General features: G+C 67.4%; 26 protein-coding genes and 1 tRNA gene. 17 read left to right on the forward strand and 10 right to left on the reverse strand.

What is annotated here, in order from left to right:
* Positions 1-2: 2 nt before the first annotated feature.
* From WFL22_RS08380 to WFL22_RS08395, 4 genes are all read left to right on the forward strand, one after another.
* Positions 3-782, forward strand: a complete 780-nt coding sequence (locus WFL22_RS08380) for a response regulator transcription factor (protein WP_336992261.1) — start codon at positions 3-5, stop codon at positions 780-782.
* Positions 783-1,149: 367 nt separating this feature from the next.
* Positions 1,150-1,569 carry a GntR family transcriptional regulator gene (locus tag WFL22_RS08385; protein ID WP_336652330.1) on the forward strand — a complete coding sequence of 140 codons (420 nt, stop codon included), beginning with the start codon at positions 1,150-1,152 and terminating at the stop codon, positions 1,567-1,569.
* Complete coding sequence (locus WFL22_RS08390; RefSeq protein ID WP_336992263.1) at positions 1,566-2,510, forward strand: ABC transporter ATP-binding protein; 945 nt, start codon at positions 1,566-1,568, stop codon at positions 2,508-2,510. Before WFL22_RS08385 ends, WFL22_RS08390 begins: the two co-directional genes overlap by 4 nt.
* Positions 2,507-3,220: a hypothetical protein gene (locus tag WFL22_RS08395; RefSeq protein ID WP_336652328.1), complete on the forward strand. Its 714-nt coding sequence runs from the start codon at positions 2,507-2,509 to the stop codon at positions 3,218-3,220. The genes WFL22_RS08390 and WFL22_RS08395 overlap by 4 nt, the downstream gene beginning before the upstream one ends.
* Before the next feature lie 67 nt (positions 3,221-3,287).
* Here WFL22_RS08395 and WFL22_RS08400 read toward each other — a convergent pair whose 3' ends face one another.
* From WFL22_RS08400 to WFL22_RS08415, 4 genes are all read right to left on the reverse strand, one after another.
* Entirely contained in the window at positions 3,288-4,763 is a 1,476-nt protein-coding gene (locus tag WFL22_RS08400; RefSeq protein ID WP_336992265.1) for an MFS transporter, read from the reverse strand.
* Positions 4,760-6,109, reverse strand: a complete 1,350-nt coding sequence (locus WFL22_RS08405) for a M20/M25/M40 family metallo-hydrolase (RefSeq protein WP_336652326.1) — start codon at positions 6,107-6,109, stop codon at positions 4,760-4,762. Before WFL22_RS08405 ends, WFL22_RS08400 begins: the two co-directional genes overlap by 4 nt.
* A gap of 95 nt (positions 6,110-6,204) precedes the next feature.
* Positions 6,205-6,621 (reverse strand): YciI family protein, encoded by a 417-nt coding sequence (locus tag WFL22_RS08410; RefSeq protein ID WP_336652325.1) that lies wholly within the window; start codon positions 6,619-6,621, stop codon positions 6,205-6,207.
* Between the two features lie 160 nt (positions 6,622-6,781).
* On the reverse strand, positions 6,782-8,215 hold the full coding sequence (locus WFL22_RS08415; RefSeq protein WP_336652324.1) for a dicarboxylate/amino acid:cation symporter: 1,434 nt from the start codon (positions 8,213-8,215) through the stop codon (positions 6,782-6,784).
* 237 nt (positions 8,216-8,452) lie between these two features.
* Between WFL22_RS08415 and WFL22_RS08420 the strand changes: the two genes are divergently transcribed.
* From WFL22_RS08420 to WFL22_RS08445, 6 genes are all read left to right on the forward strand, one after another.
* Positions 8,453-8,941 carry a YajQ family cyclic di-GMP-binding protein gene (locus tag WFL22_RS08420; protein ID WP_336652323.1) on the forward strand — a complete coding sequence of 163 codons (489 nt, stop codon included), beginning with the start codon at positions 8,453-8,455 and terminating at the stop codon, positions 8,939-8,941.
* 283 nt (positions 8,942-9,224) lie between these two features.
* A complete protein-coding gene (locus WFL22_RS08425; protein ID WP_336992268.1) occupies positions 9,225-9,701 on the forward strand; it encodes a hypothetical protein in 477 nt (158 codons plus the stop codon).
* 31 nt (positions 9,702-9,732) lie between these two features.
* The gene (locus WFL22_RS08430) at positions 9,733-10,161 is read left to right on the forward strand and encodes a DUF3151 domain-containing protein (protein ID WP_336992270.1); all 429 of its coding nucleotides are present in this window, start codon (positions 9,733-9,735) and stop codon (positions 10,159-10,161) included.
* Between the two features lie 139 nt (positions 10,162-10,300).
* Positions 10,301-11,587, forward strand: a complete 1,287-nt coding sequence (locus WFL22_RS08435) for an adenylosuccinate synthase (protein WP_336992272.1) — start codon at positions 10,301-10,303, stop codon at positions 11,585-11,587.
* Positions 11,588-11,597: 10 nt separating this feature from the next.
* On the forward strand, positions 11,598-11,897 hold the full coding sequence (locus WFL22_RS08440) for a chorismate mutase (protein WP_336652320.1): 300 nt from the start codon (positions 11,598-11,600) through the stop codon (positions 11,895-11,897).
* A gap of 68 nt (positions 11,898-11,965) precedes the next feature.
* Positions 11,966-13,036 (forward strand): Rv2578c family radical SAM protein, encoded by a 1,071-nt coding sequence (locus WFL22_RS08445; protein WP_336992274.1) that lies wholly within the window; start codon positions 11,966-11,968, stop codon positions 13,034-13,036.
* 76 nt (positions 13,037-13,112) lie between these two features.
* Here the strand turns inward: WFL22_RS08445 and WFL22_RS08450 are convergent, their stop codons facing one another.
* On the reverse strand, positions 13,113-14,066 hold the full coding sequence (locus WFL22_RS08450) for a 3-methyladenine DNA glycosylase (protein WP_336992276.1): 954 nt from the start codon (positions 14,064-14,066) through the stop codon (positions 13,113-13,115).
* The gene (locus WFL22_RS08455) at positions 14,066-14,434 is read right to left on the reverse strand and encodes an RNA-binding S4 domain-containing protein (protein ID WP_336992278.1); all 369 of its coding nucleotides are present in this window, start codon (positions 14,432-14,434) and stop codon (positions 14,066-14,068) included. The genes WFL22_RS08450 and WFL22_RS08455 overlap by 1 nt, the downstream gene beginning before the upstream one ends.
* A gap of 58 nt (positions 14,435-14,492) precedes the next feature.
* Here WFL22_RS08455 and WFL22_RS08460 point away from each other — a divergent pair, with 58 nt between their 5' ends.
* The 7 genes from WFL22_RS08460 (at position 14,493) to WFL22_RS08490 (ending at position 22,100) form a co-directional block, all read left to right on the forward strand.
* A complete protein-coding gene (locus tag WFL22_RS08460) occupies positions 14,493-15,125 on the forward strand; it encodes a YigZ family protein (RefSeq protein WP_336652316.1) in 633 nt (210 codons plus the stop codon).
* Positions 15,126-15,434: 309 nt separating this feature from the next.
* Positions 15,435-16,610, forward strand: coding sequence for a DNA polymerase III subunit delta' (locus WFL22_RS08465; protein WP_336992280.1), 1,176 nt, complete (start codon positions 15,435-15,437; stop codon positions 16,608-16,610).
* Entirely contained in the window at positions 16,607-18,190 is a 1,584-nt protein-coding gene (locus tag WFL22_RS08470) for an alpha/beta hydrolase (RefSeq protein WP_336652314.1), read from the forward strand. Before WFL22_RS08465 ends, WFL22_RS08470 begins: the two co-directional genes overlap by 4 nt.
* Positions 18,191-18,267: 77 nt before the next feature.
* Positions 18,268-18,339 (forward strand) — tRNA-Thr (locus WFL22_RS08475).
* Between the two features lie 94 nt (positions 18,340-18,433).
* Entirely contained in the window at positions 18,434-19,525 is a 1,092-nt protein-coding gene (locus WFL22_RS08480) for an acyltransferase family protein (RefSeq protein WP_336992282.1), read from the forward strand.
* An 83-nt stretch (positions 19,526-19,608) separates the two neighbouring features.
* The gene (locus WFL22_RS08485) at positions 19,609-21,225 is read left to right on the forward strand and encodes a polysaccharide deacetylase family protein (RefSeq protein WP_336992284.1); all 1,617 of its coding nucleotides are present in this window, start codon (positions 19,609-19,611) and stop codon (positions 21,223-21,225) included.
* On the forward strand, positions 21,222-22,100 hold the full coding sequence (locus tag WFL22_RS08490) for a hypothetical protein (RefSeq protein WP_336992286.1): 879 nt from the start codon (positions 21,222-21,224) through the stop codon (positions 22,098-22,100). Before WFL22_RS08485 ends, WFL22_RS08490 begins: the two co-directional genes overlap by 4 nt.
* A gap of 123 nt (positions 22,101-22,223) precedes the next feature.
* On the opposite strand, the gene WFL22_RS08495 is transcribed toward WFL22_RS08490, so the two are convergent.
* The 4 genes from WFL22_RS08495 to WFL22_RS08510 all read right to left on the reverse strand — a co-directional run bounded on the left by WFL22_RS08495 (position 22,224) and on the right by WFL22_RS08510 (position 26,991).
* Positions 22,224-24,227, reverse strand: coding sequence for an ABC transporter ATP-binding protein (locus WFL22_RS08495; RefSeq protein WP_442918966.1), 2,004 nt, complete (start codon positions 24,225-24,227; stop codon positions 22,224-22,226).
* 247 nt (positions 24,228-24,474) lie between these two features.
* Positions 24,475-24,972, reverse strand: coding sequence for a 6,7-dimethyl-8-ribityllumazine synthase (ribH, locus tag WFL22_RS08500; RefSeq protein WP_336992290.1), 498 nt, complete (start codon positions 24,970-24,972; stop codon positions 24,475-24,477).
* Positions 24,973-25,051: 79 nt separating this feature from the next.
* Entirely contained in the window at positions 25,052-26,323 is a 1,272-nt protein-coding gene (gene ribB, locus WFL22_RS08505) for a 3,4-dihydroxy-2-butanone-4-phosphate synthase (RefSeq protein ID WP_336992292.1), read from the reverse strand.
* Positions 26,320-26,991, reverse strand: coding sequence for a riboflavin synthase (locus WFL22_RS08510; protein WP_336992293.1), 672 nt, complete (start codon positions 26,989-26,991; stop codon positions 26,320-26,322). The genes ribB and WFL22_RS08510 overlap by 4 nt, the downstream gene beginning before the upstream one ends.
* Positions 26,992-26,993 lie beyond the last annotated feature (2 nt).

Below are 26,993 nucleotides of genomic sequence, written 5' to 3' on the forward strand. Positions count from 1 at the left end.
TCATGGTTGTCGATGACCACCCCATTGTGCGGGCGGGTATTGTGGGCCTGCTCGACACCGAACCCGATTTTGAGGTGGTCGCCGAAGCCGAGTCCGGTGAACAGGCGATCGAGTTGGTTCCAGAGATGCTGCCCGACGTGGTGCTCATGGATCTGCGCATGCCCGGCATGGGCGGGGTCGAGGCCACGCGGTGCATCGCAGCCATGTCGTTGGAGCCGGGTGCGGAGCCGGGATCGACCGGAGCTGAGAGGGTGCCCGGTGCGGGCGGTAGTTCCGCTCAGCCGGTGCGGGTGCTCGTCTTCACCACCTATGAAGACGACGACCAAATTCTCGCGGCGATCGAGGCCGGCGCTGGCGGGTATCTCGTGAAGGCGGCGCCCGCCGCCGAACTCGCGGCGGGCGTGCGCGCCGTCGTCGCCGGACAGACCGTGCTTGCGCCCTCCGTTGCTGCCGCCCTGGCGATGGCCGCCCGAGGTCGAGCGGTCGTGCCCGAGGCAGCGCCCGCCAGTGAGCCTGCGGTCGTGCCCAGCGGCGATGTGGCGGAGGGGCGGGTGCCTGCAAATTCGGCGGCAGAGGGCCTCCGCTCGGCGCCGCGGCTCACTGCGCGCGAGGCTGAAATCGTGGGGCTGGTGGCAGAGGGGCTGAGCAATCCTGAGATCGCTGCGCGACTCTTCATTGGCGAATCCACCGTGAAGACGCACCTGTTGCACGTGTTCGAAAAGCTCGAGGTCTCTGATCGCACTCGCGCCGTGATCCGCGCAATGGAGTTCGGCCTGATCTGAGCTCTGGGGTCTCAGGCTTGAGCCCTGAGCATGGGGACAGGGCCGGGAACCAAGAGAGTTTTCCCACGGTTCCGCACAGCCCGGCGAAGGGGCTGTGGATAATTACATCGTTGTAATTCCCGGCGCGCAGCCGGGTAGATCCGCATGAAAATGCGGCAGGAGGCGTGGCAGCACGACCTTTTTCGTGATCCGCGCAGCTCCTTCCCCACAGGCTCCCTCCCGCCTGTGGATAATTACACCGTTGTAATTCACACCCCGGTCTTGACGCCGCCGCTATCGGTGCGTAGGTTCATTAGTGAAGTAATGAACCAAAGAGCCGCGGTGGATCCGGATCCGCCAGTCTCTCCCACCAGAACGGAGGCGCCGGATGTTCGATGACACGCGCCCCATCTTCCTGCAGCTCGCCGATCGCATCGCCGACGACGTGCTGCGGGGGGTCTACGCCGAGGAGGAACAGGTGCCCTCCACGAACGAACTCGCCGCGCACCTGCGCATCAATCCCGCCACGGCGGGCAAGGGTCTCAACCTACTTGTCGAGCGCGGCGTGCTCTACAAGCGCCGCGGCATCGGCATGTTCGTCGCTCCCGGTGCCCGCGCACTCATCGCGAATGAGCGCCAACAGGCCTTCGCGCAGCGATTCATCGCGCCACTGCTGACCGAGGCCCGCAGCCTCGGTCTCGGAGCGCATGACGTCATCCGCCTCATTGAGCAGCAATCCGGCCCGCACCAGGCCGCGCCACCCATCGTCGCCCCGTTCGCGGCGCAGCAAGCGAAGGAAGAACAATGACCGCACCCATCATCGCCACGCGCGGCCTCACCCGCCGCTATCGGGGCACGGTCGCGCTCGAAGACGTGACCCTCGACATTGAGCCCGGTGTGATCACGGGGCTCCTCGGCCGCAACGGCGCTGGCAAGACGACGCTCATGTCGCTCATCACCGCGCAGGATCGGCCGAGTGCCGGCACGGTCAGCGTGAACGGCCGCGAACCGTTCGAGCATGCCGACATCATCGAGCAGATGTGTTTCGTGCGCGACAACCAGCGCTACCCCGATGATTACAAGCTGAAGCACGCGATCCGCGCGGCCGCGATCTTCTACCCGAACTGGTCGCAAGAGGTGGCGGATCGGCTGGTTGAGCTGTTCCGCATTCCGACGAAGCCGATCGTGAAGAAGTTCTCGCGTGGGCAGCTGTCGGCGCTCGGCATCGTGCTGGGCCTCGCCTCGCGGTCACCCATCACCTTCTTCGATGAGCCCTATTTGGGTCTCGATGCCACGGCCCGCGGCATCTTCTACGACGAACTGCTGCGCGACTACGCGGCACACCCGCGCACGATTATCCTCTCGACGCACCTCATCGATGAGATGGATCGCCTGCTCGAACGCGTGATCGTGCTGGATCAGGGACGTGTCGTGCGGCACGCCGACGTCGACGAGCTGCGCGGCGGCGCCTATCAGGTGGCGGGCAAGGCGGCTGCGGTCGCCGAGTTCGCCCGGGAGCGTCGGGCCCTTTCGCGCCGCACCATCGGGGGGCTCGGCACGGCCGTCATCGAGGGCGTGCTGGGAGAGGCGGATCGGGCAGCGGCCGCCGCCGGCGGTCTCGAGATCACACCGGTGTCTCTGCAGGACCTCGTTGCCGCTTACGGTCTCGGAGATCTCGCGGAGTCCGCCGGCGATGCGGATCTCGAACTCGCCACTGTTTCGCCGCTCACCGGAAGGAGCGCATCATGAACCGCATCGTCAAGGTGACACGGTTGCACCTCAACAAGCTCGGCACCTACACTCTCACCCCGCTCATGATCCTGGCGGTGGTGATGCTGGTCTCGATCATCATTCAGATCGCGATTCAGCGCGGCACCGGCCTCGGCCCCTCGTCGCCCGGCTACGCCGAGAACGCCCGCTGGAATCAGGCGATCGTGTGGTCGCTCCCGGGTTTCCTCGTCTACTACGGGGTGCAGGCCATCGCGACGACCTACCCGTTCGGGCTGGCGCTCGGTGTGACGCGCCGCAACTTCATCTTGGGCACCATGCTCGCGAACGCGGTTCAGGCGGCATACGTGGCGGTGGTATTGCTGGTGCTGCTCGGGCTCGAGCTTGCGACGAATCACTGGTTCATGGGTCTCTACGTGCTCGACGTCTACGCGACGGGGTCGGGCAACCCGCTGATCCTGGGGCTCGGCGCATTCCTGGGCACCCTGTTCTGCCTCACCGTCGGCGGCCTCTTCGGCGCGGTGTGGGTGCGGTTTGGGCCGAAGGGCCCGGCGGTCATGGGTTTGGCGCTGGGCCTCGTGCTTGCCCTCTTGCTGCTGCTGTTCGCCCCGCAGCTGGGCGAAATCATCGCGGCCACCACCGGGGCATCGCTCGCGCTTGCTTCGATCGTGGTGATGGCGATCGCGCTCGTGGGCACGTGGTTCGCGATGCGGCGCGCCTCGGTGCGGTAGCGGGCGCGGGAGCCGCGATCCGCCATCTCTTTCTCTGAGATGGCGGATCGCGGCTCTGCTGCTGCACTCAGACGGTGAGCGCGGGGGTGGTGCCGTCGGTAAAGGCGTTCTTCGGCACGAAGCAGAGCAGTGCGGCTGCGACGAGGGCGGTGACGCCGCAGATGGTCCACACGGTGACGTAGCCGGCGAGGGAACCGGCGGTGCCCTCCGCGGCGGCCCCGGTGGCACCGTGCATGAGTGCGATGCCGAATGTTGCCGAGGCGACCGCCCCGCCCACGGTCTTCACCGAATTCGTGAGACCTGTTGCGACGCCCGTCTGCGTGGCTGGGGCGGCTGCGGCCGCGGCTGCGGGGAGCGCCGCCACGAGCGCGCCGGATCCGGCACCCGCGATCATCATGTTCACGGTGACCTGGAGGTAGCTCTCGTGCAGCGGCAAGAACAGGAGATAGCCGACACCCACCAGGCAGGCCGCGCCGATGAGGGTGACTCGCGGCGTTGCCCACCGCGCCACCTTCGGAAAGATAAGCGCGCCCGCGATCATCGCCACCAGGTACAGGCCGATGATGAGCGAGGTGGTGAAGCCGCTGGTACCGAGCCCGTAGCCGTACACTGCGGGGTCGGTGCGCGCGAAGGTGGAGAGTGGGGCCTGTGCTCCCAGCACGCTGACACCGAAGAGGCCTGCGGTGAGAAACACCGGCGCAAGCGCGGGCGAGCGGAACATGCGCACGTCGATGAGCGGATCCGGGTGCCGCAGTTCGAACAGCACGAACGGCACGATCAGGGCGACACCCAGCACGGTGACCAGCCACGCTGCCGGATCGGCGGGACCGTTCAGACGCAGCAGGCTGAGGCCGCCGGTGAACGCGATCAGTGCGAGCGAGACGAGCACAAGCCCCGTCAGATCGAGGCGCCCGCCAGGCCGGAGATCGCTTTCGCGCACCCCGAACGCCACCACCACGAAGCAGGCCGCCACGAAGAGCGCCGGCACCACGAGCACGATCTGCAGCGGCAGCGCGTCGATGAGTTGACCGCCGAGAAGCGCGCCCAGAATCGCCCCGAGTTCGAGAAATGCCACCAGGATGCCGGCGGCGCGTGCGGTGAGCAGCGAAGACCCTTCGCGGCCGCGACTGCGCGACCAGATGATTGCAATCTCGAGCGGCAGCCACACCACGTAGAAGCCCTGCAACGCCCAGGCAATCAGGAACACCGCGAATGAATCGGTGAAGGGCAAGGCGAAGGAGGCGATCGCGGTGAGCGCTGTGGACCACAGCAGCATGCGCTTGTGGCCGAACATGTCGCCGAGCTTCGCGAAGGCGGGCACCACGAGCGCTGACAGCATGAGCTGACTGCCCTCGAGCCAGTTCACGTCGGCGTCATGCACCCCAAGATGCCTGGCGATGTCGGTGAGCATGGGCGTGTAGTAGCCCTGCAGGATGCCGCTCGTGAACTCGACGAAGGCGAGGAAGCCGACAACGCCGGCGAGCGCTCCCAGTCGCACGCGCGGCTTCGCCGCAGCGGGGGAGGTCTGCTTTGCCGGGGTCACGCAGGTAGCCCCTCGATGAGGCGGCGATGGAACAGCTCACCGCGTGCAAGCTCTGCAACTGCGACGCGCTCGTCAACGCCGTGGATCGTGGCGCGCTGTTCGGCGTTCATCATGAGCGGAGCGAAACGGTAGGTTGCCGGGGCATAGCGGTGAAAGTAGCGGGAGTCGGTCGCGGCAAGCGTCACATAGGGCACGGCGACCGCGTCCGGGTGGGAGGCCCTGAGCGCGGCGGCGATCAGGGCGAACTGGGGGCCGTCTGATGGCGACTCGGGCGACGCGTCGTTGCCTTCGAGCACGTCGACCGAGACGGCATCGTCGCCGATGCGACGGCGCAGGCGCTCAGCAGCACCCGCAACCGTCTCGCCGAGGGCGAGCCGCAGATTGAGGGTGGCGCTCGCCTCTGAGGGCAGCACATTGTTGGCTGTGCCGCCGGCGAGTCGGGTGGGGGCGATGGTGGTGCGCACGAGCGCTGCAGCCTCACCGCCGAGCGCCGCGAACACGCGCGCGTTGAGCCACGGCCAGGAGGCGAGCAGCCGGTACAGCGGGCGCCCGATGCCGCGTGAGCGCGGCGCGAACAGGCCGAGCATGCGCGGGATCGCGCGGGGCGCACGGGCGCGGAACGTGCCCGGCGTGAGCCGGTTCACCGCACGGGCGACACGGCCCACAGCAGTGAGCTCTGGCGGCACCGAGGCGTGACCGCCATCGCCCCTGGCGCTGATCCGCACAGTGGCGATGCCCTTCTCGCCCACACCCACCATGCCGGCGGTGCCCGTGACGAATGGCAGCGGCGCGTCGGTCACGGCACCGCCTTCGTCGAGCACGATCCACGGCCGCACGCCTCGTTCGTGCAGTGTGTCGGAGATGGTGCGCGCGGCGGCCCCGAACGTCTCCTCATTGCCTCCGAATGAGAGCAGCACGTCTCGTGCGGGCGTGAAGCCTGCCGCGAGGAGGTTCTCGACAGCTTCGAGCACCACGAGCAGCGGACCCTTGTCATCGAGGGCGCCGCGGCCGTGCACGAAGCCGTCCTCGATGCGCCCCTCGAATGCGGGGAATCGCCAGTGATCGCTCGGGTCGACGGGCACGACGTCGTAGTGCGCCATCAGCACCGCGGGATCGGCGGAGCTGCCGCGCCCCTGCCAGCGGAACAGCAGGCCGAAGTCGGTGATGCGCTCGCGCTCCAACTGCTGGTGCGTGAGCGGGTAGAGCTCTTCTAGCAGGGCCACGAAGTCTTCGAAAGGCTGTGAGCCGCGCTCTTCGAGTTCTGCGGAAACCGTGGGGATGCTGATCATGCGCGAAAGGCGTGTTTCGGCACCCGGTCGGGGAGTGACATCAACGTTGGCTGTCATGGCGCCAGTCTAGGGCGTGTCTCGTGCATCGTCGCCGTTGTCGTCGCCCTTGCAAGCAGCGCCGGGGCGGGGTGCCTGCCCCGCCCTAGCCACCGCTACTTCTGCTCTGCCGCCTCGCGCCAGCCCTTCTCCTTCTCGATCCACTCGTTGTCCTGCGGGAAGTCTTCCTCGCTGGTGATGCGGCGCACTTCGAGCTTGTTGCCCGGGCCGAGCGGGCAGCGTTTGGCCCACTCGATGGCCTCCTCCTGGGTGGGTACGTCGAGCACCCAGAAGCCGTTGAACTGCGACTCGGTGGTGCCGTAGGCGCCCTGGGTGACGAGTGGGGGGTGGGTTGAGAAGTCGACGACGGCGCCCTCGGCCGGCGGGGTGAGGCCGTCGCCGCCAGCCATGACACCGGCTTCGATGAGCGATTCGTTGTAACGTCCCATGGCCTCGATGATCTGCTCGAAGGGCACGTCTTTCGAGGCCTGCAGTGCTTCGTCGGTGGCGCGCATGATCAGCATGTATTTCATGGTGAACTCCATTCGGTTCGGGTGCTGATTCGACACTGCCACTGCTGGGTGCCGATGGGAACCCTCAAATTGCCGCCGCGCATACGAACAACTGAGCCCCGGGTCGCAGCTCCTTATGAGATGAGGCTGCGATCCGGGGCTCAGCTTCGGCGGGTGAGGGCTACGCCTTCGCGGGCTCCGGATCCCGGATCTCGTCCGTCGACGGGCCGCCGGGGTGCGCCACCACGGTCTCCACATCGGTGTTGTCGAAGGCCTGGCCCTTGCGAGGAGCGTTGTAAAGATCGACGTCGAGGATGCCCTCGCGCTTCGCGACGATCGTAGGCACGAGTGCCTGGCCGGCGACATTCACCGCGGTGCGGCCCATGTCGATGATGGGGTCGACAGCGAGCAGCAGGCCCACGCCTTCAAGGGGCAGACCCAGCGTCGACAGGGTCAGCGTGAGCATCACGGTCGCGCCGGTGGTGCCCGCGGTGGCGGCCGAGCCGACCACCGAAACGATCACGATGAGCAGGTACTGCACGATGGTGAGGTCGATGCCGAAGAACTGCGCGATGAAGATCGCGGCGAGGGCGGGGTAGACCGCGGCGCAGCCGTCCATCTTGGTGGTTGCGCCGAGCGGCACTGCGAAGGAGGCGTAGCCGCGCGGCACGCCGAGGTTGCGCTCGGTGACGCGCTGGGTGAGCGGCAGTGTGCCGATCGACGAGCGGCTCACGAAGGCCAGCTGCACAGCGGGCCACACCCCTGAGAAGTACTGCTTGACCGAGAGGCCATGCGCCTTCACGAGCACGGGGTAGACCACGAAGAGCACGAGTGCGAGTCCCAGGTAAAGCACCGCGACGAACCAGGTGAGCGAGCCCATCTTGTCCCAGCCGTACTCGGCGACGGCGTTGCCGATGAGGCCGAGGGTGCCCAGGGGCGCGATCCTGATGATCCACCACAGCACCTTCTGGATGACCGCGAGCGCGGATTCGGTGAGCTTGATGAACGGTTCCGCCTTCTCGCCGATCTTGAGCGCTGCGATGCCGACAGCGACCGAGATCACGATGACTTGCAGCACGTTGAAGCTGGCGGATCCGGTGAAGGAGCCCGTCTCGGCGTCGACGCCGCCGTTCACGCCGAGGCCCAGGAAGTTCGAGGGCACGAGGCCGATGAGGAAGTTCCACCAGCTGCCGACTGCGTAGGGGTCGCCGGTCTCGAGTTCGCTCTGGGAGGCCTGCGCGCCGGGCTGGAACACAACGCCGAGCGCGATGCCAATGGTGACGGCGATAAGGGCGGTGATGGCGAACCACAGCAGGGTCTGGCCTGCGAGGCGAGCGGCGTTCGTGACCTGGCGCAGGCCGACGATGCTCGACACAATGGCGGTGAAGATGAGCGGCACGACTGCGGCGCGCAGCAGTGACACGTAGCTGTCACCGATGGTGCCGAGGGTTGCCTGAAGGCCGTTCGGATTGCCTTCTGCGTCGGCCCCGATCGAGCGGGCGATGCCGCCGAGCACGAGGCCGAGCGCTAGTGCGGCGAGGATTTGCCACCCGAAGGAGGTCACCCACTTGGGGAGGCGGCGCCGCGTTTCGGGTGCGGTCGGAGAAGTCGACACGACAGGGTTCCTTTCGATGGTGAGCGCGGGATCTGAGGTGTGCGGATCTGCGCGAAGTGCGTGCGGGCGTGAAGCCCGGGCCGCAGGAGAGTGTAGCAAGCTATTCGCCTGAGTTATTCCACATATTGCAAATTGTTGAGTTGAGATGTGCTTGCTTGCGCTGTGCGGCGGCGGATCGGCGGCGCTGTCGCGCCGCGATCCGCTGCCGAATGTGGCGAGGCCGGGTATCCTGGCCCTATGGCAGATTCTTCGTTTGACGTGGTGAGCAAGATCGATTCGATGGAGGTCGAGAACGCGGTCAACCAGGCCCGCAAGGAGGTCGAACAGCGCTACGACTTCAAGGGTGTGGGTGCTGACGTGACCTTCTCGGGTGACAACATTCAGATCAGGGCCAACACCGAGGAGCGCGCGAACGCCGTGCTCGACGTGCTGCAGTCGAAGTTCATCAAGCGCGGCCTCTCGCTCAAGGCGCTCGACAGTGGCGAGCCCTACCCGAGCGGCAAGGAGTATCGCATCGACTCCAAGCTGAAGGAGGGCATCGACCAGGCCACCGCCAAGAAGCTGAACAAGCTGATCCGCGACGAGGCCCCGAAGGCCGTCAAGTCGCAGATCCAGGGCGACGAGCTGCGCGTCAGCTCGAAGAGCCGTGACGATCTGCAGGAGACTATCGCACTGCTCAAGGGTGCCGACGTCGACGTGGCCTTGCAGTTCGTCAACTTCCGCTGAACATGCCTGGCTGGAGGCTGCTCGCGAATACCACGCGGCCAGCCCCAGTTTTAGCTATGCTCGGGCCATGATGAAGCCAAGATCCCGCCGGGTAGCCGCCGCACTTCTGGGAACCGCTGTTTCTCTGCTGGTGTTGACGGGCTGCGCTCAGGAGCCCTCAGTGCCTGCGCCCTCGTCCAAGCCGTCGAGCACTCCTCAGCCGGATCCGACAGAACCGGCCACCTGGGAGCGGTTCTCGGATTCGCGCGCGGCCGGCTCCTTCGAAGTTCCCGCAGGATGGCAGGTGAGCTCTGAAGAGGGCTCCGGTGCGCTCGCCTTCAGCCTGCTCGACATGCAGGGTCATGCTCAGCTGAGCTACTCCCCGCAGGTTTCGGGGCTCGGCGGTGCCTGCACTCCCGAGCTGCCAGTGCTCGCGATCGAAGAGCTCGATCAAGAGCCACTCGAATCGTCGACTGAGCTCGACCCATCAGGGACAGCCCCCGTCAGCTTCGTGTACCGAGCATCTCAGCTCGCCGACAGGGTGGTGACAAGTCTTTCGATTTCCAATCAACAGCCCCAACGGTCGTGCATGTACTACAACCTGGTGCAGCTGCCTGACGGAATGATGGCATTCGCCGACACCCTGCAGATCGACAGTGCAGAGCCGGGCCCGAACCCTGCCCGCACTTTCGCAACCATGGACGAGGCGCGCGCCTTTATGAAGACCGAGGAGTACGCCACGCTCAAGCGTGTGTTGCTTTCTTTCCGCCTCGGCTCGTGAGGACCCGCATCGCCGCGGATACACTGGTCCCATGATCGGCCAGAACCTGCTCGGACCAGAGCCCACCCATCTGCAGCCCGAGCCTGAAGTTGTCGCGGCGCTCGCCGCCGGCGCCGATCTCGAATCGGTCGTGCGGGAGCACCCCGAGTCGCCGCTCGCCTGGGCGCTGCTCGCCGACAGCGCCGACTCCGAGGGGCGTGAGATCGAGGCCTACGCCTACGCCCGTGTGGGCTACCATCGCGGGCTCGATGCGCTGCGCAAGGCGGGCTGGCGCGGGGCCGGGCCAGTGCCGTGGGCTCACGAGCCCAACAGGGGAGTGCTGCGCGCGCTCTATGCGCTGCGCCGATCCGCCGCCCGCATAGGCGAGCACAGCGAGGTCACCCGGCTCACCGAGTTTCTCGACGGAGCCGACCCGCAAGCCATCGCGGCCATCGAGGCCACCGACGCCACTAACGCCTGAGTGCCAACGGCCGAAGCAACCTTCGGTCGCCACCCCTGTGGGTGCGCCGCGGGCCTTCCGATCCAGCCGAATCGGCTTCGTCGGGGGTGCCGGGTAGACTGGGGCGGTATCTGCCACAGCTGCAAAGGAAGGGGCTGAAATGCCCGCAGTGCTCATCACCGGTGCCCAGTGGGGCGACGAGGGGAAGGGGCGAGCGACCGACCTGCTCGGCAGCCGCGTCGAGTACGTGGTCAAGTTCAACGGCGGCAACAACGCCGGCCACACTGTTGTGGTGGGCAACGAGAAGTACGCCCTGCACTTGCTCCCCTCCGGCATTCTGACTCCCGGCGTCGTGCCCGTCATCGGTAACGGTGTGGTGATCGACCTCGGCGTGCTCAAGCAGGAGCTCGATGCCCTCAGCAGCCGCGGCGTCGACGTGTCGCGCCTGAAGGTGAGCGCGAACGCGCACGTCATCACCGCCTACCACCGCACCCTCGACAAGGTCACCGAACGCTTCCTGGGCAAGCGTCAGATCGGCACGACGGGCCGCGGCATCGGCCCGGCCTACGCCGACAAGATCAACAGGGTGGGAATCCGCATCCAGGATCTCTTCGACGAGAGCATTCTGCGCCAGAAGGTCGAAGCGGCGCTTGAGTTCAAGAACCAGGTGCTCGTCAAGATCTACAACCGACGCGCCATCGAGGCCGACGAGGTGATCGCCGACCTGCTGAGCTTCCGCGAAATGCTCGAGCCGATGGTGTGCGATACCGGGCTGCTGCTGCACGAGGCCATGCAAGACGGCAAGACCGTGCTGTTCGAGGCCGGACAGGCCACGATGCTCGACATCGACCACGGCACCTACCCCTTCGTCACCTCATCGAACGCGACCGCAGGCGGTGCGAGCACCGGTTCGGGTCTGCCCCCGCACCAGCTCGACCGCATCATCTCCGTGGTGAAGGCCTACACGACCCGCGTCGGTGCCGGCCCGTTCCCCACCGAGCTCTTCGATGAGTTCGGCGAGCACCTCGCGAGCGTCGGCCACGAGTACGGCACCACCACGGGCCGGGCCCGCCGTTGCGGCTGGTACGACGCGCCCATCGCGCGTTACGCAGCCCGCATCAACGGTGTCACCGACTTCGTGCTTACCAAGCTGGATGTGCTTTCTGGTCTTGAAACGATCCCGGTCTGCGTCGCCTACGACGTGAACGGCGTGCGGCACGATGAGATGCCCGTGAATCAGAGCGACTTCCACCACGCGAAGCCGATCTACGAGGAGTTCCCCGGTTGGTCGGAAGACATCTCGGGCGCGCGGCGCTTCGAAGATCTGCCGAAGAACGCGCAGGATTACATTCTCGCGCTCGAAGCGATGAGCGGTGCTCGTATCTCAGCGATCGGCGTCGGCCCCGAGCGCGAGCAGGTCGTGGTGCGCCACGACCTGCTCGGCTGAGGGGGAGAGTGTGAGCGAGCCGACGCCTGAGCAGCGCCTCACCGCGCTGCGCTCCAGCATCGACAACATTGATGCGGCGCTCGTGCACATGCTCGCGGAGCGCTTCCGCTGCACGCAGGAGGTTGGTCGCTTGAAGGCCGACCACGACATGCCGCCGTCGGACCCTTCGCGTGAGGCGCGGCAGATTGCGCGTTTGCGTTCCCTCGCCGAGGATGCGCACCTCGACCCCGAGTTCGCCGAGAAGTGGTTCAACTTTGTGGTGGCCGAGGTGATTCGCCACCACACCCGCATCGCGAACGAGTCGGAGTAGCGGCGGGGTCGCAGGCCGAACAGAACATCGCACTTGCGAATCATTCGAACATATGTTCGAATGAGCGCATGAGGTGGAACGGTCAACGCGTAGACGCAGCGTCGGAGGCGACGCTGCCGGGGCTCGGCCTCGGCGAGGTTGCAGCGCTGCCCGGCCACCTGCGCACGGTCAGAGCGCCCGAGTTCGCCGGCCTGGTCTTTCACGAGGTGATCGCGAAGAGCGCGCTCAACCGGGTGCCGGCCTCGTCGTCGATGCCCTTCTCCTGGACCATCAACCCCTATCGCGGCTGTTCTCACGCCTGCGTGTACTGCTTCGCCAGGGGATCCCACCGCTACCTCGACTTCGACACGGGCCGCGACTTTGATTCGCAGATCGTGGTGAAGGTCAATATCGCGGAGGTGCTCGGCCGTGAGCTGGGCAGGCCGAGCTGGGCGGGAGAGCATGTGGCGCTCGGCACCAACACCGACCCCTATCAGCGCGCTGAGGGTCGGTACCGGCTCATGCCCGGCATTATCGATGCCCTCGCCCGCAGCGCAACGCCCATGTCGATCCTCACCAAGGGCACCCTGCTGCGCCGCGATCTGCCGCAACTCGTTGAGGTCGCGCAGCGTGCCCCCGTCACGCTGTCGATGTCGATCGCGGTGACCGACCCCGAGCTGCAACGCTCGATCGAGCCGGGGGTGCCTTCGGCCCGCGCAAGGCTCGACACCATCGCCGCCGCCCGCGATGCAGGCTTCGCGCCCGCCGTCTTCGTGATGCCAGTGATGCCGCACCTCACCGACTCCACCGAGCAGCTCGGCTCGCTATTGGGCGACATCCGCGCCGCGGGTGCCCGCTCGGTCATGTACGGCCCGCTGCATCTCAGGGCTCACGTCAAACCATGGTTCTTCGCATGGCTCGAGCGGGCATACCCGGAGCTGCTGCCGGTCTACCACTCGCTCTACCCCGGCAGTGCGAGCCGCGCCCCGCAGTCCTACCGCATGGAGCTGGCTGCGCGGATCCGCCCCATTATCCGGCGCCTCGGGCTCGAATGGTCGGCGCCGCGCGACACCGGCCCCGCGCGAAGCAGGGCGCAGTTCTCCGCTGAGCAGCTCGCCACGATCGGCCCACCCGGGGTTCCCGCACCCACGCTGTTCTGAGAGGCGAGGAGGCGCGAGGTGAGAATGCGACGAGGTGGAGATAAGAGCGTGCGGGGGCGCGATCGCCTTGCTGCGCTCAGGCGGCGGATCGGGCCATCGTGGTGCTCGCGGTGCGCGCCTCGGCGATCGCATCGAGCACCCGCAGGCGCAGCGCGTTCCCGCGATCCGCAAAACCGCGCTGCAGGCGGGCGTACTCTCGCTTGCCGGCCGCAGTCTCAATGGGGATCGCCTGCAGCTGCACCCCCGAAGCGCCGACGAAGGCGCTCACGTCGTATGGCGAGGCCCGCATATCGACTTCCCGAATGTCCCGCGCCAACTCAAAGGCATCGAGTAGTGTCTCGCCAGGCACGATCGGCCCGAGCTTCGCCGCCCATTTGTAGACGTCCATGCCGGCGTGCAGGCAGCCCGGCTGTTCCAGTTCGGGTTGCGACTCCCGGGTGGGCTGCAGTGCATTGAGCGGCGCGGCCTCGGGGGTAAAGAACCGAAACGCATCGAAGTGGGTGCAGCCAATAGCGTGACTCTCGACGACGAGGTCTGTGGCCTCGTGGCCAATGCGCAGCGGCAGCGCAGTGTGCCGCAACTGCTCAGGAGTCATGCGGTAGACCATCGCCCACTCGTGCAGGCCGAAACAGCCGAAGCGAGGTGCCCGATCGAGCGTGCGGCGCAGCAGCGTCTCGATGTAGTCAACGGTGCCCCCGCGCTTCGCGAAGAAGCCCACAACATCGACGGCCGCATGCTCAGCAGTCGAGCCCGCCGACCCCGCAGCAATGCGCGCCTCCGAGTCGCCCCGGCGCACGGGCGTGTAGTGCCGCCACGCCCCGCGATCCGGAGCCGCATTCTCCAGCACCACCCCGGCACCCGGATGCCACCTGCGCAGCTCCGCAGGCTTGACCGAGTAGTAAGTCCACAGGAAGTCTTCCACCGGATGCCGCTCCCCGAGCAGCTTCCGCTCGCGATGCGCCGCGGTGAGGGCATCAGCGCGCAACTGGTGGGCGATCTCGCGTGACCGCCACTCGTTCTGACGCAGCATCAGTGCTCCATGCCCCGCAGCTTGTCGATCTCGCGGCGTTCGCGCTTTGTCGGCCTGCCCGCGCCGCGGTCGCGCAGCACCGGTGCGGGGCGCTCAACGCGTGGCGGTGCCGGCGGGGTCAGATCTTCGAAGTAGTGCGCCGCATCGGCTGCGCTGCCGCGACGTGACGCCAGCCCCGTCACGCGGTAGACACGATCGAAGCCGTGCAGACGCACCCGCACCTCATCGCCCACCCGCACCGCCTGCGCGGCCTTCGCTGGCTGATCGTTCACGCGCACATGCCCGGCCCGGCACGCCGCCGTGGCCTGGCTGCGGGTTTTTGCGAGCCGAGCTGCCCACACCCAGCTGTCGAGTCGCACCGAATCCATGCAGATCAGGCTACCCGCCTCACCTCAAACCCGGCGGGTGATCGGGCAGGATGGGAGCATGAGCGCCGAATACGAGACCATCGCCGCGCCCGTCGAGGCCGAGCTCGAAATCTCACGCTCGCGCTTTCTGACGCGCCTCGAGCGCGTCGACAACGAGGAGCACGCGCGAGCCGTCATCGCCAGGGTGCGCGCCGATCACCCTCGCGCCAGGCACCACTGCTCGGCATTCGTGCTCGGGCCGGATGGCCGGGTGCAGCGATCCAACGACGATGGCGAGCCGAGTGGCACTGCAGGTGCGCCGATGCTCGACGCGCTCGTGTCGGCGGGCCTCAGCGATGTTGTCGCTGTGGTCACCAGATACTTCGGTGGGGTGCTGCTCGGGGCCGGCGGCCTCACCCGCGCCTATCGGGCCTCCGTCGCGGAGGCAGTGTTGCAATCGACGCGGCTGCAGCGGGGCCTGCGCCGTGAGGTTGTGGTGACGAGCGGGTATGAGGTGGCGCCGGTGATCGAAGCCGAGGCTCGACGGCGAGGCTACGGTGTCGGCGATGCCGGTTACAGCGATCGGGTGGAGCAACGCTACCTCGTCGCAGACGACGATCTTGCCGCCCTTGCTGCCGTCGCAGCCGAACTCAGCGCGGGGACCGCCGAAGTGAAGCCGGGCGAGGCCGCGTACATCGATCTGCCGGACTGAAGCCGTGTAAGTGAATTCGTTCCCCTCGGAGGGGCACACCGAGGGGAACGAAGAAGCCCCCGACGACCTGGGGGACAGGGCCGGGGGCTCAACCCCTCCCGCGGAGATGGACACCGGTGGGAGAGAGTGACGTCTTCCCGGGGGGAACTGGGTTGAGCGCCGATATTGATACTAAAAGCGTAGATTTCGCACAGGTGCGAAAAGCATCGAACTTCACCCGTCCTTTCACCCGCGTGTGGGGTACAGAACGGAAAAGGGTGAATTTTTGAACCCCAGTTCTCTGTCGGAGGCCCGCGATAGCCTGTGGGAGTGAACTTCTGGTCAGAGATCGTCGGTCAGGCCGATGCGGTGCGAGCGCTGCAGCATGCCTCCGATCCCGCAGCCGCCGCGCCTCCCGCGCATGCCTGGCTCATCACAGGCCCACCAGGATCGGGCCGCTCCAACCTCGCGTTCCGCTTCGCCGCCGCACTCATCGCGCGCACCGAGGCCGAACGCCAGATCGTGTTCGAGCAGGTGCGAGCCCGCACCCACCCCGACCTGGGGGTGCTCACCACGCAGAAGCTGCTCATCGATATCAAGGCCGCCCGCGAAATCGTCACCACCGCGCACTACGCGCCCGCGGAAGGGCGGTTCAGGGTGATCGTCATCGAAGATGCCGATCGCATGCCCGAGCGCACCTCGAACGTGCTGCTCAAAGCCCTCGAAGAGCCGCCGGAGCGCACCATCTGGGTGCTCTGCGCACCCAGTGAGGCCGATCTGCTGCCCACGATCCGCTCTCGCACCCGCTCGCTGCGCCTGGTGACCCCCAGCCCCGATGACATTGCGCGACTGCTCCACGAACGCGACGGCATCGACGTCGCCGCAGCCGAACGTGCGGCCCGTCTGGCTCAGAGCCACATCGGCATGGCCCGCCGGCTTGCGAGTGACCCCGAGGCGATGGCGCGTCGCGAGCGTTCCCTCGAAGTGGCGCTCTCGATTAGCACCCTGGGCGATGCCATGCGCGCAGCCGCATCACTCGTGAAGGTTGCTGAGGCCGACGCCGCAGCGCTCACCGAGCAGCTCGACGCCCGCGAACGCGAGGAAGCCCTGCGCAGCCTGGGGCTCGCACCCGGCGCGGCGATCCCGCCTCAGATGCGCGCTCAGGTGCGCGCGCTCGAAGAAGACCAGAAACGCCGGGCCACCCGCAGCCTGCGCGACGGCATCGATCGCATTCTCACCGACCTGCTCTCGCTCTACCGAGATGTGCTGCTCGTGGCCCTCGGCGCAGAACCCGAGCTCATCAACCGCGAGCACGCGAAGCGCATCGCAGAGCTCGCTGAACGGTGGTCGCCCCCGCGGGCGCTCGCGATGGTCACCGCAGTCGAAACCGCGCGGCAGCGTCTCACCCGCGGCATCACGCCAGGGCTCGTGCTCGAAGCACTGTTCGCCGCGATCGTCACACCTGTGCCGAGTGGTGCGGCGCTTCAGGCAGGAGCGAGGGCATGAGCGCCGGCAGCGCGGGGAGCGCCGCAGCCCGCCGCACCGCTCGTCGGGTTGCGGGCCGCGCAGTGGCCGCGGCGATCCTCTCAGCATCACTGCTGCTCACGGGCTGCAGCCCCCTGATGTCGTTCTTCGGCGGCGGATCGCCGGCGGTCAAACTGCCTGAACGCCCGAGCGGCGGTGTCGAGGGCTTCGCTGCTCAGCAGCCCGCCTGGTCGCCCTGCGGCGACGGCATGCAGTGCGCCGACGTATATGCCCCGCTGGACTGGGGCGATCCCGGCGGCGAAACGATCACGCTGCGACTCGTGAAGCACCCTGCCACGGGAGACAACCGCATCGGCACCCTGTTCGTGAATCCCGGCGGTCCGGGCGCCTCGGGGGCAGACTACGTGGCCGAGAGCCTCGACTACGCCGTGCCAGACGAGGTGCAGCGCGCCTACGACATCATCGGCTGGGACCCGCGCGGAGTGGGGCAGTCGACGCAGGTGCGCTGCTTCGACGCAGCCGGAATGGACGACTTCCTCTTCGGGGTTGAGCCCGGGGCTGAGCCCGTGCGCGGAGACGACGCTTGGATCGACGCCGCCCTCGAAGAGTCTCGCGCCTTCGGCGAAGCCTGCAAGAAGGGCACCGGAGACCTCATCGGCCATGTGAGCACCGCCGACACCGTGCAAGACCTCGACATGCTGCGCGCCATCGTCGGCGACGAGCAGCTGCACTACCTCGGCTTCTCGTACGGCACCTACATCGGTGCGCGGTACGCCGACGCCTACCCTGAGCGCGTGGGCCGTCTTGTGCTCGACGGCGCGATGGACCCAACGGCATCCCTCTCCGACGTGGTGCGCGAGCAAACCCGCGGGTTCGAACTTTCCCTGCGGGCATACCTCACCGACTGTCTGCAGCGCAAGGATTGCCCCTTCACGGGCAGCGTCGACGATGCGATGGAACGTATCGGTGCGCTTCTCGACAGAGTCGACGCGAAGCCACTCAAGGGAGCAGACGGCCGCATGGTCGGCGCGAACACGATGCTCACCGCGATCATCACGCCGCTCTACTCGCAGGGCAACTGGGGCTACCTCGATCAGCTATTCGCCTCCGCAGAACAGGGCGACGCCGAGGTGGCGCTGTCGCTCGCCGATTTCTACTACGACCGGGTCGGCGGCGAGTACGCAAGCAACTCGACCGAGGCGTTCTCGGCGATCAACTGCCTTGATTACCCCACAGCAGAGCTGGACCGGGATCGCATGCGGGCTGATGCGGCAGAACTCGACCGCATCGCGCCCACGATCGGGCGTTTCCAGGGCTTCGGCGACCTGGCGTGCGCCGAATGGCCGGTGCAGGGCGTGTCTGAGCGCCTACCCGTGACGGCTGCCGGTGCTGCGCCCATTCTTGTGGTGGGCACCACTGGTGATCCGGCGACCCCGTATCGTTGGGCCGAATCGCTCGCCGATCAGCTCGAGAGTGGTGTGCTTGTCACCTACCGTGGCGAGGGCCACACCGCCTACGGTGAGAGCGACTGCGTGCGCGATGTGGTCGATGCCTACCTGCTCAAGGGGGTCGTGCCGAAGCAGGATCCGCTCTGTTCGTAGCGGTCTTGCGCGACTCGAATCGGGCTGCGCGCTTGTGGTAAAGTAGGCGCTTGTGTGCGGGAGCAATTCCGCACCAGGCCGCCTTAGCTCAGGGGTAGAGCAGTTCCCTCGTAAAGAACAGGTCGTCGGTTCAAATCCGACAGGCGGCTCTCATCGACAGCCCTCGCTTCGGCGGGGGCTGTTCCCGTTTCCGGGCAGCTCCCAGCAGCTTTCGCCCCGCTTTGCGCCGCGTAGGCTGGTGGTGTGAACGAACCAGCTGTTGCTGCCTCGCCGGGCGCGTCGAAGCCGCGTATCGCGTACTGGGATAACGCGCGGTTTCTGCTGATCGTGCTCGTCGTGGTGGGCCACATGATCTCGACGGTGCGCACCGACTCCGCTGAGGGGTTCGCCCTCTACACCTTCATCTACCTGTTCCACATGCCCGCGATGATATTGCTGGCTGGGCTGTTTTCGAAGCCGGAGATCACTCCGAAGGCGCTCGCCTCAACCGTGCAGTTGCTCGCTACCTGGCTGCTCTGGGAGGGCATCTGGGCGGGAATCAGGTTCACGGTTACGGGCCAGGAGCCGGGGGCTGGCTTTCTGGTCAATCCCGCATGGACGTTGTGGTTCTTGGTCTCGCTGGTGACGATGCGGATCCTGCTGCCCTATATTGCGAAGCTTCGGCACCCGTTGCTGTTCTCGGTTGTGCTGGCATTGGGGTCGGGGCTGCTGCCCGCGGTAGGCACGGCATTCTCCGCGTCGCGCACGCTAGTGTTTCTGCCGTTTTTTGTGGCCGGCTGGTTGATCAAGGATCGCGGCTGGCTCGACGGTGAGTGGTTCGTGCACCCGGCAAAGTGGGCTCGCCTCGCGGCGTGGGGTTTGTTCGGGGCGCTCGCGTTCCTGCTTGCCCTCACTCCCCAGCTGCGAGAAATCTGGCGTATCGACCGTTGGTTGACCTGGCGTGACGACTACCTCACCCTGTTCGAGCGAGCCCCGCTCGGTGACTGGCAGCCGAGCGCGTGGGTGTGGGTTTCGCTCGGGGGTATGGCGGTGACTGCGGCGCTGCTGGTCTTGGCGGCAGCGCTGACGCTGGCGATGCTCGTGGTGACGCCGCGCCGTCGCAGCATCATCACGGTGTGGGGCGGGCGCACGCTCTACGTCTACCTGTTGCACGGCCCCGTGGTGTGGGCGCTGCGTGAGAGCGGAGCGGTCGACGCGATGGCCGATGCTGGTGGCCTGTTGGTGCTTGTGGCGTTTGGGGTTGCCCTCGCGGTGCTGTTCTCGCTGATGTGGATCGCGCGCGTGTTTCGACCGGTGATCGAACCGCGTGTCGACTGGCTGCTGCGGAGCCCGTAGCGGCGTGTCTTCGCGTGCCGCGTGCGAGAAATGTCCGTGGGTCGCGGTACGTTCGGAGCGCGGGCATCGCAGAGGAGGTCACCGTGCAGCGGCAACAGAGAGATCGGCGCAACGCGCGTTCTGTGCGGGCGATGCGGCTCGTCTGCGGCACGGTCGCGGTGGCGCTGCTCGCGGGTTGTGCACAGATCGCCCCTGTCGCCGGGTGGAAGCCCCCGGAGTGGCCCTCGGCGGCGGGGGTGAGCTTGGTGTTGGCTGACGAGGCCACGGGTGGCAGCGCGGGTTCGGTGGTTGCTGATGGAACGGCCGCGATCGGTGGGCAGGATCTCGGCTTCATCGAGCGGCGATTGCGTAATGACCGGGCTCGCCTGCAGGCGCGCTACGTCGAGATACCCGGATGGCATCGCTTCAATGCGCGCATGATTGAACTGCTGCACGGCGCTATTGCCGCGACGGGCACTGCGATTGCGCCTGAGGTGTTCCCGGTTGCGGCAGGGCTGTCGCATGGCGGCTGCGTGCCTGGTGCGGCGAGTCGGCCGGCGGCACAGCTGCTCGCCGATCCGTTGACGGGCCCGCTTGATGGTACCGGAGCAGGAACCTCGTTCGTCTGCGAGATCACCACGGCGTTCGGGTCGATCGTCGGGGTGACCGCGAGAACTGTCGTGGGCGGCCCCGAGGGTGTCACGAGCGACAGCGTGGACACGCTCTACGCCGATGTGGCGACGGGCGAGGTGCACGAGTCTGGCGATCTGTGGAGTGCTGAGGCTCCTGGCCAGATGTGGACGAGCACCGTCGAGCTGCTGCGGCGGCAAGCCGGAGGGCTGAGCGCGGCCCCTGTCGCTGCGCCCGATGATGCGCAACTGCAGCTCGCCCGCCGCGCGCTTGCTTCGGCACGTTTCACCGAGAGCGGTGCCAGCGTCGTGCTGCCTGCCGGCATCAGCGCGCCCGAGCTGGCCGGTCTCGGCCTGAAAGCCACAGACGCTGTCACGACAGTCGACATCAGCGGCGAGCAACTGGCAGCGTGGCTGAGCCCGTTCGGGGTTGCGATGCAGGCCGGTCGGGGCGCACCCTTCGCGGGCATGCCGACCTGGCGGGCTGATCAACCGGTCGATTGCAGCCTGCTCGCCTGCGTGGCGGTGACCTACGATGATGGGCCTTCCGAGCACACCGCGCGGCTGCTCGACACTCTGCGCGCTGAGCAGTCGGCGGCTACCTTCTTCATGATCGGTTCCGCCGTGCGCGCGCAGCCCGAACTCGCGCAACGCGTCGCCACTGAGGGGCATGGCATCGGCAGCCACACGATGACCCACCCCGACCTCACCACGGTCAGCCCTGACAAAGCTCGCACGGAGGTGCTCGACGCCGGGGCAATGCTCACACGGGTCACAGGGCGCACCATCACCACCTACCGCCCGCCCTACGGTGCGGTGAATGAGCGGGTGCTCGCCGCTGTAGGGCAGCCGGCGATTCTGTGGTCGATCGACACGCTCGATTGGAAGAAGCCGGGCCGTGAAGAACTCGTACAGCGATCGGTAGGCGTCGCCGCTCCCGGGGACATCATTCTCTTCCACGATTCGCACGCCGAGACTGTCGACAGTGCTGAGGTGGTGCTGCGGGGCTTGCGCGATCGGGGTTTCACGCTGGTGACTGTCGATCAACTGTTTGGCGGCCAGGTGCCGGGTGGAAGGGTGACACGACGATGAGCCGCCGCAGCCAGGAGTCGCGCACCGCGACGGTGCGGGTGACCGCCGGGCCGGAAGAGCCGCGCGAGCAAGGGCAGCGGCGTCCGTCACGCGCCCGCGTCTGGGTGGTATCGGTGCTGCTCGCGGTGCTGGTGCTCCTTGTCGCGGCTGCCGCCTACGCGGTCACGTTCGCTCCCGAGCAGTACGCGAGTGCGCAGGCGGTATCAGCCGATGGCGAGGCTGCCTCTGAGGTGGGCGGTGGGGTGCAGCTCGTGCCGGCCAAGGGCTGGGTGGTGCAGCCGCTCGTGCGCGAGATCGTGGAATGGCCGCCGTTGCCGCCGCTGCATGACTGGTCGGTGCTGCTGGGGGAGTCGAACGGGCTGCTGCTGCTGTCGCCCGATCACGGCATGCGTGTCGAGGTTGAGGTGCTGAGCCCGGGGAGCGAGCGTGCAGCGCATGCCTGGCTGCGAGAGTCAGTGTCCAAGAGCGATGCATCTGGGGGTCGCGGGGCGGATGCTCGTGACGGCGCCGATTCGGGCGGTGGGGCGGTTCCCGGAGACGGGGCAGAGACCGGCGATGCTGCAGATGCTGGAAGTGGGGTTCGTTCCGGTGACAGCGGCGATGCGGCCGTGCGCAGTGAGACCCTTGCGTCCGGCTTCGAGGTGCAGCACCTTGACTCCGATGGGGTGATCGCCGCGGTTGTCGAAACCGGGTCAGGCTGGGTCACGCTGCGAGCCGAAGCTGTCGGTAGCGTCGCGGGCAAGACCGCGGCCGACACCGCTGCCAACACCGGGGACAAAGCCGCAGGCAACACTGCAGGCGGCCCCGAGGGGCAGCCGCTCGAGCGCTACCGTCCGGCGTTCTCAGCACTGCTGGAGAGCATCAAGGCGCAGTAGCCCGCAGCGAAGCCGATGCGCCAACCCACGGTCGCGGTGAGACCGGGGCTGGGCAAGCCCAGCGGTAGGTTTCCCTCGCTGCGAGGCCTCGCCGTGTTCACCTCCGCAGCGGCGTTCCCGCCGCTATCCCTCCGACGGGACCAGCAGCTGGTGCTTGGCGAGTTCGCGGTAGAGCGGTGTTGTGTCGAGTAGCTGGGCGTGCGTGCCCTCGCCGACGACACGGCCCTGGTCGAGCACGATGATCTTGTCGGAGTCGACCACCGTCGACAGGCGGTGCGCGATCACCACGAGTGTGCGCCCGGTCGCAACAGAATCGAGTGCATCGCGCATCAGCCGCTCGTTCACCCCGTCGAGGCTGGCCGTCGACTCGTCGAGCAGCAGGATCGGGGGAGCGGTGAGCAGCGCCCGCGCGATCGCGAGTCGCTGCTTCTCCCCACCCGACAGCATGATGCCGTTCTCACCAACCTGCTGATCGAGCGCGCGGGCGAGTTCTGCCTCGGAGAGCGGTGGGACTTCGCCGAGCTCAGCAGCGGGCAGCGAAGCGGTTGCTCGCCCGGCCGAACGGTCGAGAAGCCCGCCGAGGTTCACGGCTCGCAGCACGCGTTCGCAGGCGTGGTCGGTCGCGTCGGGGGCGCCGAGCCGCAGATTGTCGCGCAGGCTGCCCGCAAGCACGGGTGCGTCTTGCTCGACGTACCCCATCTGCGCGCGCACCTCGGAACGGTCGAGGGTGCGCAGATCCGCACCGAACAGCGACACCGCACCCTCGTCAGGGTCATAGAAGCGCTCGATGAGCCCCAGCAGCGTCGACTTACCCGCACCTGAAGGGCCGACGAGAGCGACGCGCGATCCGCGAGGCACCTCGAAGCTCACGCCGTGCAGCACCGGTGTTTCGATGATCTCGGCGGGCGCAGCCTCGGCATCGCGCCGGGCGCCGCGCCCGCCGCGCACGAGATCGCGGGCGTCGGCCCGGGCCGGAGCAGCTGAGCGGTACGTGAAGCGCACCTCGGAGAAGCGGATCGCCGCGGCGGATTCGCGCCTCGACGATTCGAGCGGCATGATGCGGCCGAGCGGCGAAAGCTCGGCGTCATGCTCGGTCTCGGTGGAAAGCTCGGAGATCTCCTGGATGCGGCCCAGCGCCCCCAGGGCCTGATTGATCGCGGTGATCGCCCCGAAGGCCTGCCCCAGTGGCATCACCATCAGGAACAAGAAGATGATGAAGGTGACGAGCTGCGCGATCGTAATGGCCCCCGTCGCAACCCGATAGCCGCCGAGTCCGAGCACCACTAGGAACGACAGCTGCATCGCGAGGAACGACACAGGCACGATGAACGCCGAAATCTTTGCGACCTTCACCCCGAGCAGGTACGCTTCCTCAGCATCGCGCTCGGTGACGCGCTGCTCGCGTTCGGCCGCACCAGCAGCTCTGATGGTGCGGATCGACGAGATGGTGCGATCCACCTGCGCGGCAAGATCACCGACCTTCTCCTGAGCCTTCGCAACTGCCGGCCTGATACGGCTCGACACAAGCACCACCACCAAGAGGGCGGCGAGAATCACACCGAAGGTGATCCCGAACAGCATCGGATCGATCACCAGCATGCCGATGAGCGCACCCACGAAGACGAGCATGCCGCTGATGGCTTCGACAAGTCCCTGTGTGAGCACCGCCCGAAGCAGCGTGGTATCACTGCCGACGCGGGAGACGAGGTCGCCGGTGCGGCGCCTGTCGAACTGCGAAATGGGCAGGTGCAGGATCTTCGCGATGAGACGGCGGCGGCTCGTCAGCACGATGCCCTCGCCCATGCGTTGCAGCACGTAGTGCTGCAGACCGCCGAGCACCGCACCCAGGATCACGACAGCGGTGAGCACCGCGAGCAACCCGCCGAGCGACTGACCGCCCTCGACACGGGTGATCACCTGGCCCAGCAGCGGCGGCTGCACCAGTGAGGCCACGGCCCCCACGAGACCGAGTGCGATGGCGAGGGCGAGGGGGCCGCGCTGCTCGAACAGGTAGGGGATCAGCTGCCGCAGCGAAGCGCGGGGCCCGCGAGGGGAGGAGCCTGCGGGGCGCCCCCGCTGCCGGGTGCGTGCGGTGCCGGGAGAAGTCTCATCAGATGTGCCAGCCACGGCCACCACTCTAGGCCAGCTCGGCTGACAAAAAACCCGCCCGCGCCGCGCATGCGCGACCCCCGCCCGAGGGCGACCCGCCTCGCCCGCATGCTGTGTGCATCGAGGTCACCCGTGTGGCCCTTTGGGGGCGGTCGAAAGGGCCACACGGGTGACCTCGATGCTGGGTGAGGCGGATCGCGGCGGATCGAGGCGGATCGCGGAGGGTTGCGGCGGCTGCGTCGGACGGGCAGGCGGATCGCGGCGTCTAGAGGGCGGTAGCGGCGATGGTGCGCGTGGTGATCGCGAGATGCAGTGCGGCCTCAGCAGCCTCGCGGCCCTTCGACTCCGGGGCGCCGGGGCGGCCCGAGCGGTCGAGTGCCTGCTGCTCGTCGTCGGTCGTGAGCACGCCGAAGCCGACGGGGCGGCCGGTGTCGAGCTGCACCCGCGTGAGACCGTCGGTGACTGAGTTGCACACGTAGTCGAAGTGCGGGGTGCCACCGCGCACGATCACGCCGAGGCAGACGGCTGCGTCGAAGCCACCGCCGCCCTGCTCGACGGGGGTGAGTGCGGTCTGCGCGGCGAGCGGCAGTTCGAATGCGCCGGCCACTCGGAAAAGCGCGTGCTCTGCGCCGGCGGCCGCGGACGCGGTCTGCGCGTCGGCGATCATGGGTGCCATGATTTCTTCGTGCCAGCTGCCGGCGATGATGGCAACGCGCAATCCGCTCGCGTCGACGGTGAGGTTGGGGGCTCCGGCTCCACTCATGGGGCGCTCCTTGGGTTGTGGGTTTCAGGCTCGGGATGTGCCCGCCGCACCAGGGTGCGGCGGGCGTGGCGGCCGCTGGCTACTGTTCGCGCACCTCTGCGGGCAGTTCGTGGCCCATGCGGTCGCGCTTGGTGTTGAGGTAGCCGATGTTCTGCTCGGTGACGCCCACGAGCAGCGGCACCCGCTCGGAGACGACGATGCCGTGCTCCTCCAGCTGCCGAACCTTCTCGGGGTTGTTGGTGAGCAGGCGCACCCGCTCCACACCGATCTCAGCGAGGATCTCGGCGGCAGCGGTGTAGTCGCGGCTGTCTGCCGGCAGCCCCAGCTGCAGGTTGGCGTCGAGGGTGTCGATGCCCTGTTCCTGCAGTTGGTAGGCCCGCAGCTTGTTGGCGAGGCCGATGCCGCGCCCCTCATGCCCGCGCAGGTATATGACGATGCCGCCGCGCTCGTGCACGAGGTCGAGTGCTGCTTCGAGCTGCGGGCCGCACTCGCACTTCAGCGAGCCGAAGGCCTCGCCGGTGATGCACTCGGAGTGCACCCGCACGAGCGCCTCTTTGCCGGGCAGCGAGCCGTCCGGGCCGGGCGCGATCAGCGCGAGGTGGTCGATGCCGAGCCGACGATCGCGGTAGGCACGGGTGCGGAAGTCGCCGTGCACAGTGGGCAGCAGGGTTTCGGCGCGCAGGCTCACGCTGCGGTGCTGCACCTGCTGTGCCGGGGTGGCGACAGGATCATGCTCGTTGAGGTATGCGATGAGCTGCTCGATAGTAATGACGGGCACATTCTCACGCTGCCCCAGCTCGAGCAGCGCGGGGAGGCGCATCATCTCGCCGTCTGCAGCGACGATCTCGCCGATCACCGCGACAGGGCTCAGGCCGGCCAGGCGCATCAGCTCCACGCCTGCTTCGGTGTGCCCGTCGCGAGCGCGAACGCCCCCGTCAACGGCGCGCAGCGGCAGCACATGGCCGGGGCGACGCACATCACTCGGCACCGCGTTGGGGTTGGCGAGGGCGCGCACCGTCGTGGCACGATCACTCGCGCTGATGCCCGTGGTGACGCCGTGCGCGGCGTCAACGGTCACCGTGTATGCCGTTCCGCGTACGTCTTCGTTGCGGTCGACCATCATCGGCAGATCGAGCCTGTCGGCAACCTCATTGGTCATCGGGGCGCACAGCAGGCCGGAAGACCAGTGCACGGTCCACGCGATCCACTCGGGGCTTGCGAGCTCTGCCGAGAGGATCACGTCGCCCTCGTTCTCGCGGTTTTCATTGTCGGCGACAATCACTGGCCGACCGGCTTTGATAGCGGCGACAGCCTCTTCGATGCTGCTGATGCCGGGCGTTGTGGTGGTCATGCTGGGGTTCCTCCGGTCGTGGTGAAGAAGCTGTGCATGCGCGCGAGATGGCGCGCGAGAATATCGGTTTCGACGTTGACTCGGTCGCCCGCTTCAAGAGAACCGAGCGTGGTCGCCGTGAGCGTTTCAGGGATCAGCGACACCTCGAACCACTGAGCGTCGGCGGGCACGCCTGCGCTGGGCGGGTCTGAGATGGCCGAGACGGTGAGCGAAACTCCTGACAGGGTCACCGACCCCTTGTCGACGAGCAGCGGTGCGAGTTCCGGCGACAGCGAGAACCGCAGCGTGCGCCAGGCGGGGTGCTCTGTCGTGGAGAGCAGCGTGGCCGTGCCGTCGACGTGACCTTGCACGATGTGGCCGCCGAGGCGGGTATCGGCGCGCACCGCGCGTTCGAGGTTGACGGGGCTGCCCGGGCGCAGCTCTCCGAGCGTCGACATACGGATCGACTGCTGCATCACATCAGCGGCGAACCAGCCCCGGCCGGGGCCTGGGTCTGCGTCGGCGCGGCCCTGTTCCACGACTGTCAGACACACGCCCGACACGCAGATCGAGGCACCGTGCTCGGCATCGCTGGTGACGAGCGGGCCCGCGATGGTGAGGCGGATCGAGTCGCCAATCGGTTCGACGGCGATGATTTCGCCGATCTCTTCGATAAGTCCGGTGAACATGG

Origin of the sequence: Leucobacter sp. VD1 (assembly GCF_037150695.1) — a bacterium.
Lineage (GTDB): Bacteria > Actinomycetota > Actinomycetes > Actinomycetales > Microbacteriaceae > Leucobacter.

Excerpts from the sequence above, each read along its gene's own strand:
- WFL22_RS08455 (WP_336992278.1), bottom strand. The coding sequence starts at position 14,434 with ATGGATTCGGTGCGACTCGACAGCTGGGTGTGGGCAGCTCGGCTCGCA.
- WFL22_RS08435 (WP_336992272.1), top strand. The coding sequence starts at position 10,301 with ATGCCCGCAGTGCTCATCACCGGTGCCCAGTGGGGCGACGAGGGGAAG.
- WFL22_RS08405 (WP_336652326.1), bottom strand. The coding sequence starts at position 6,109 with ATGACAGCCAACGTTGATGTCACTCCCCGACCGGGTGCCGAAACACGC.
- ribB (WP_336992292.1), bottom strand. The coding sequence starts at position 26,323 with ATGACCACCACAACGCCCGGCATCAGCAGCATCGAAGAGGCTGTCGCC.
- WFL22_RS08490 (WP_336992286.1), top strand. The coding sequence starts at position 21,222 with ATGAGCCGCCGCAGCCAGGAGTCGCGCACCGCGACGGTGCGGGTGACC.
- WFL22_RS08445 (WP_336992274.1), top strand. The coding sequence starts at position 11,966 with ATGAGGTGGAACGGTCAACGCGTAGACGCAGCGTCGGAGGCGACGCTG.
- WFL22_RS08430 (WP_336992270.1), top strand. The coding sequence starts at position 9,733 with ATGATCGGCCAGAACCTGCTCGGACCAGAGCCCACCCATCTGCAGCCC.
- WFL22_RS08410 (WP_336652325.1), bottom strand. The coding sequence starts at position 6,621 with ATGAAATACATGCTGATCATGCGCGCCACCGACGAAGCACTGCAGGCC.
- WFL22_RS08395 (WP_336652328.1), top strand. The coding sequence starts at position 2,507 with ATGAACCGCATCGTCAAGGTGACACGGTTGCACCTCAACAAGCTCGGC.
- WFL22_RS08385 (WP_336652330.1), top strand. The coding sequence starts at position 1,150 with ATGTTCGATGACACGCGCCCCATCTTCCTGCAGCTCGCCGATCGCATC.
- ribH (WP_336992290.1), bottom strand. The coding sequence starts at position 24,972 with ATGAGTGGAGCCGGAGCCCCCAACCTCACCGTCGACGCGAGCGGATTG.
- WFL22_RS08420 (WP_336652323.1), top strand. The coding sequence starts at position 8,453 with ATGGCAGATTCTTCGTTTGACGTGGTGAGCAAGATCGATTCGATGGAG.
- WFL22_RS08380 (WP_336992261.1), top strand. The coding sequence starts at position 3 with ATGGTTGTCGATGACCACCCCATTGTGCGGGCGGGTATTGTGGGCCTG.
- WFL22_RS08460 (WP_336652316.1), top strand. The coding sequence starts at position 14,493 with ATGAGCGCCGAATACGAGACCATCGCCGCGCCCGTCGAGGCCGAGCTC.
- WFL22_RS08470 (WP_336652314.1), top strand. The coding sequence starts at position 16,607 with ATGAGCGCCGGCAGCGCGGGGAGCGCCGCAGCCCGCCGCACCGCTCGT.
- WFL22_RS08450 (WP_336992276.1), bottom strand. The coding sequence starts at position 14,066 with ATGCTGCGTCAGAACGAGTGGCGGTCACGCGAGATCGCCCACCAGTTG.
- WFL22_RS08390 (WP_336992263.1), top strand. The coding sequence starts at position 1,566 with ATGACCGCACCCATCATCGCCACGCGCGGCCTCACCCGCCGCTATCGG.
- WFL22_RS08510 (WP_336992293.1), bottom strand. The coding sequence starts at position 26,991 with ATGTTCACCGGACTTATCGAAGAGATCGGCGAAATCATCGCCGTCGAA.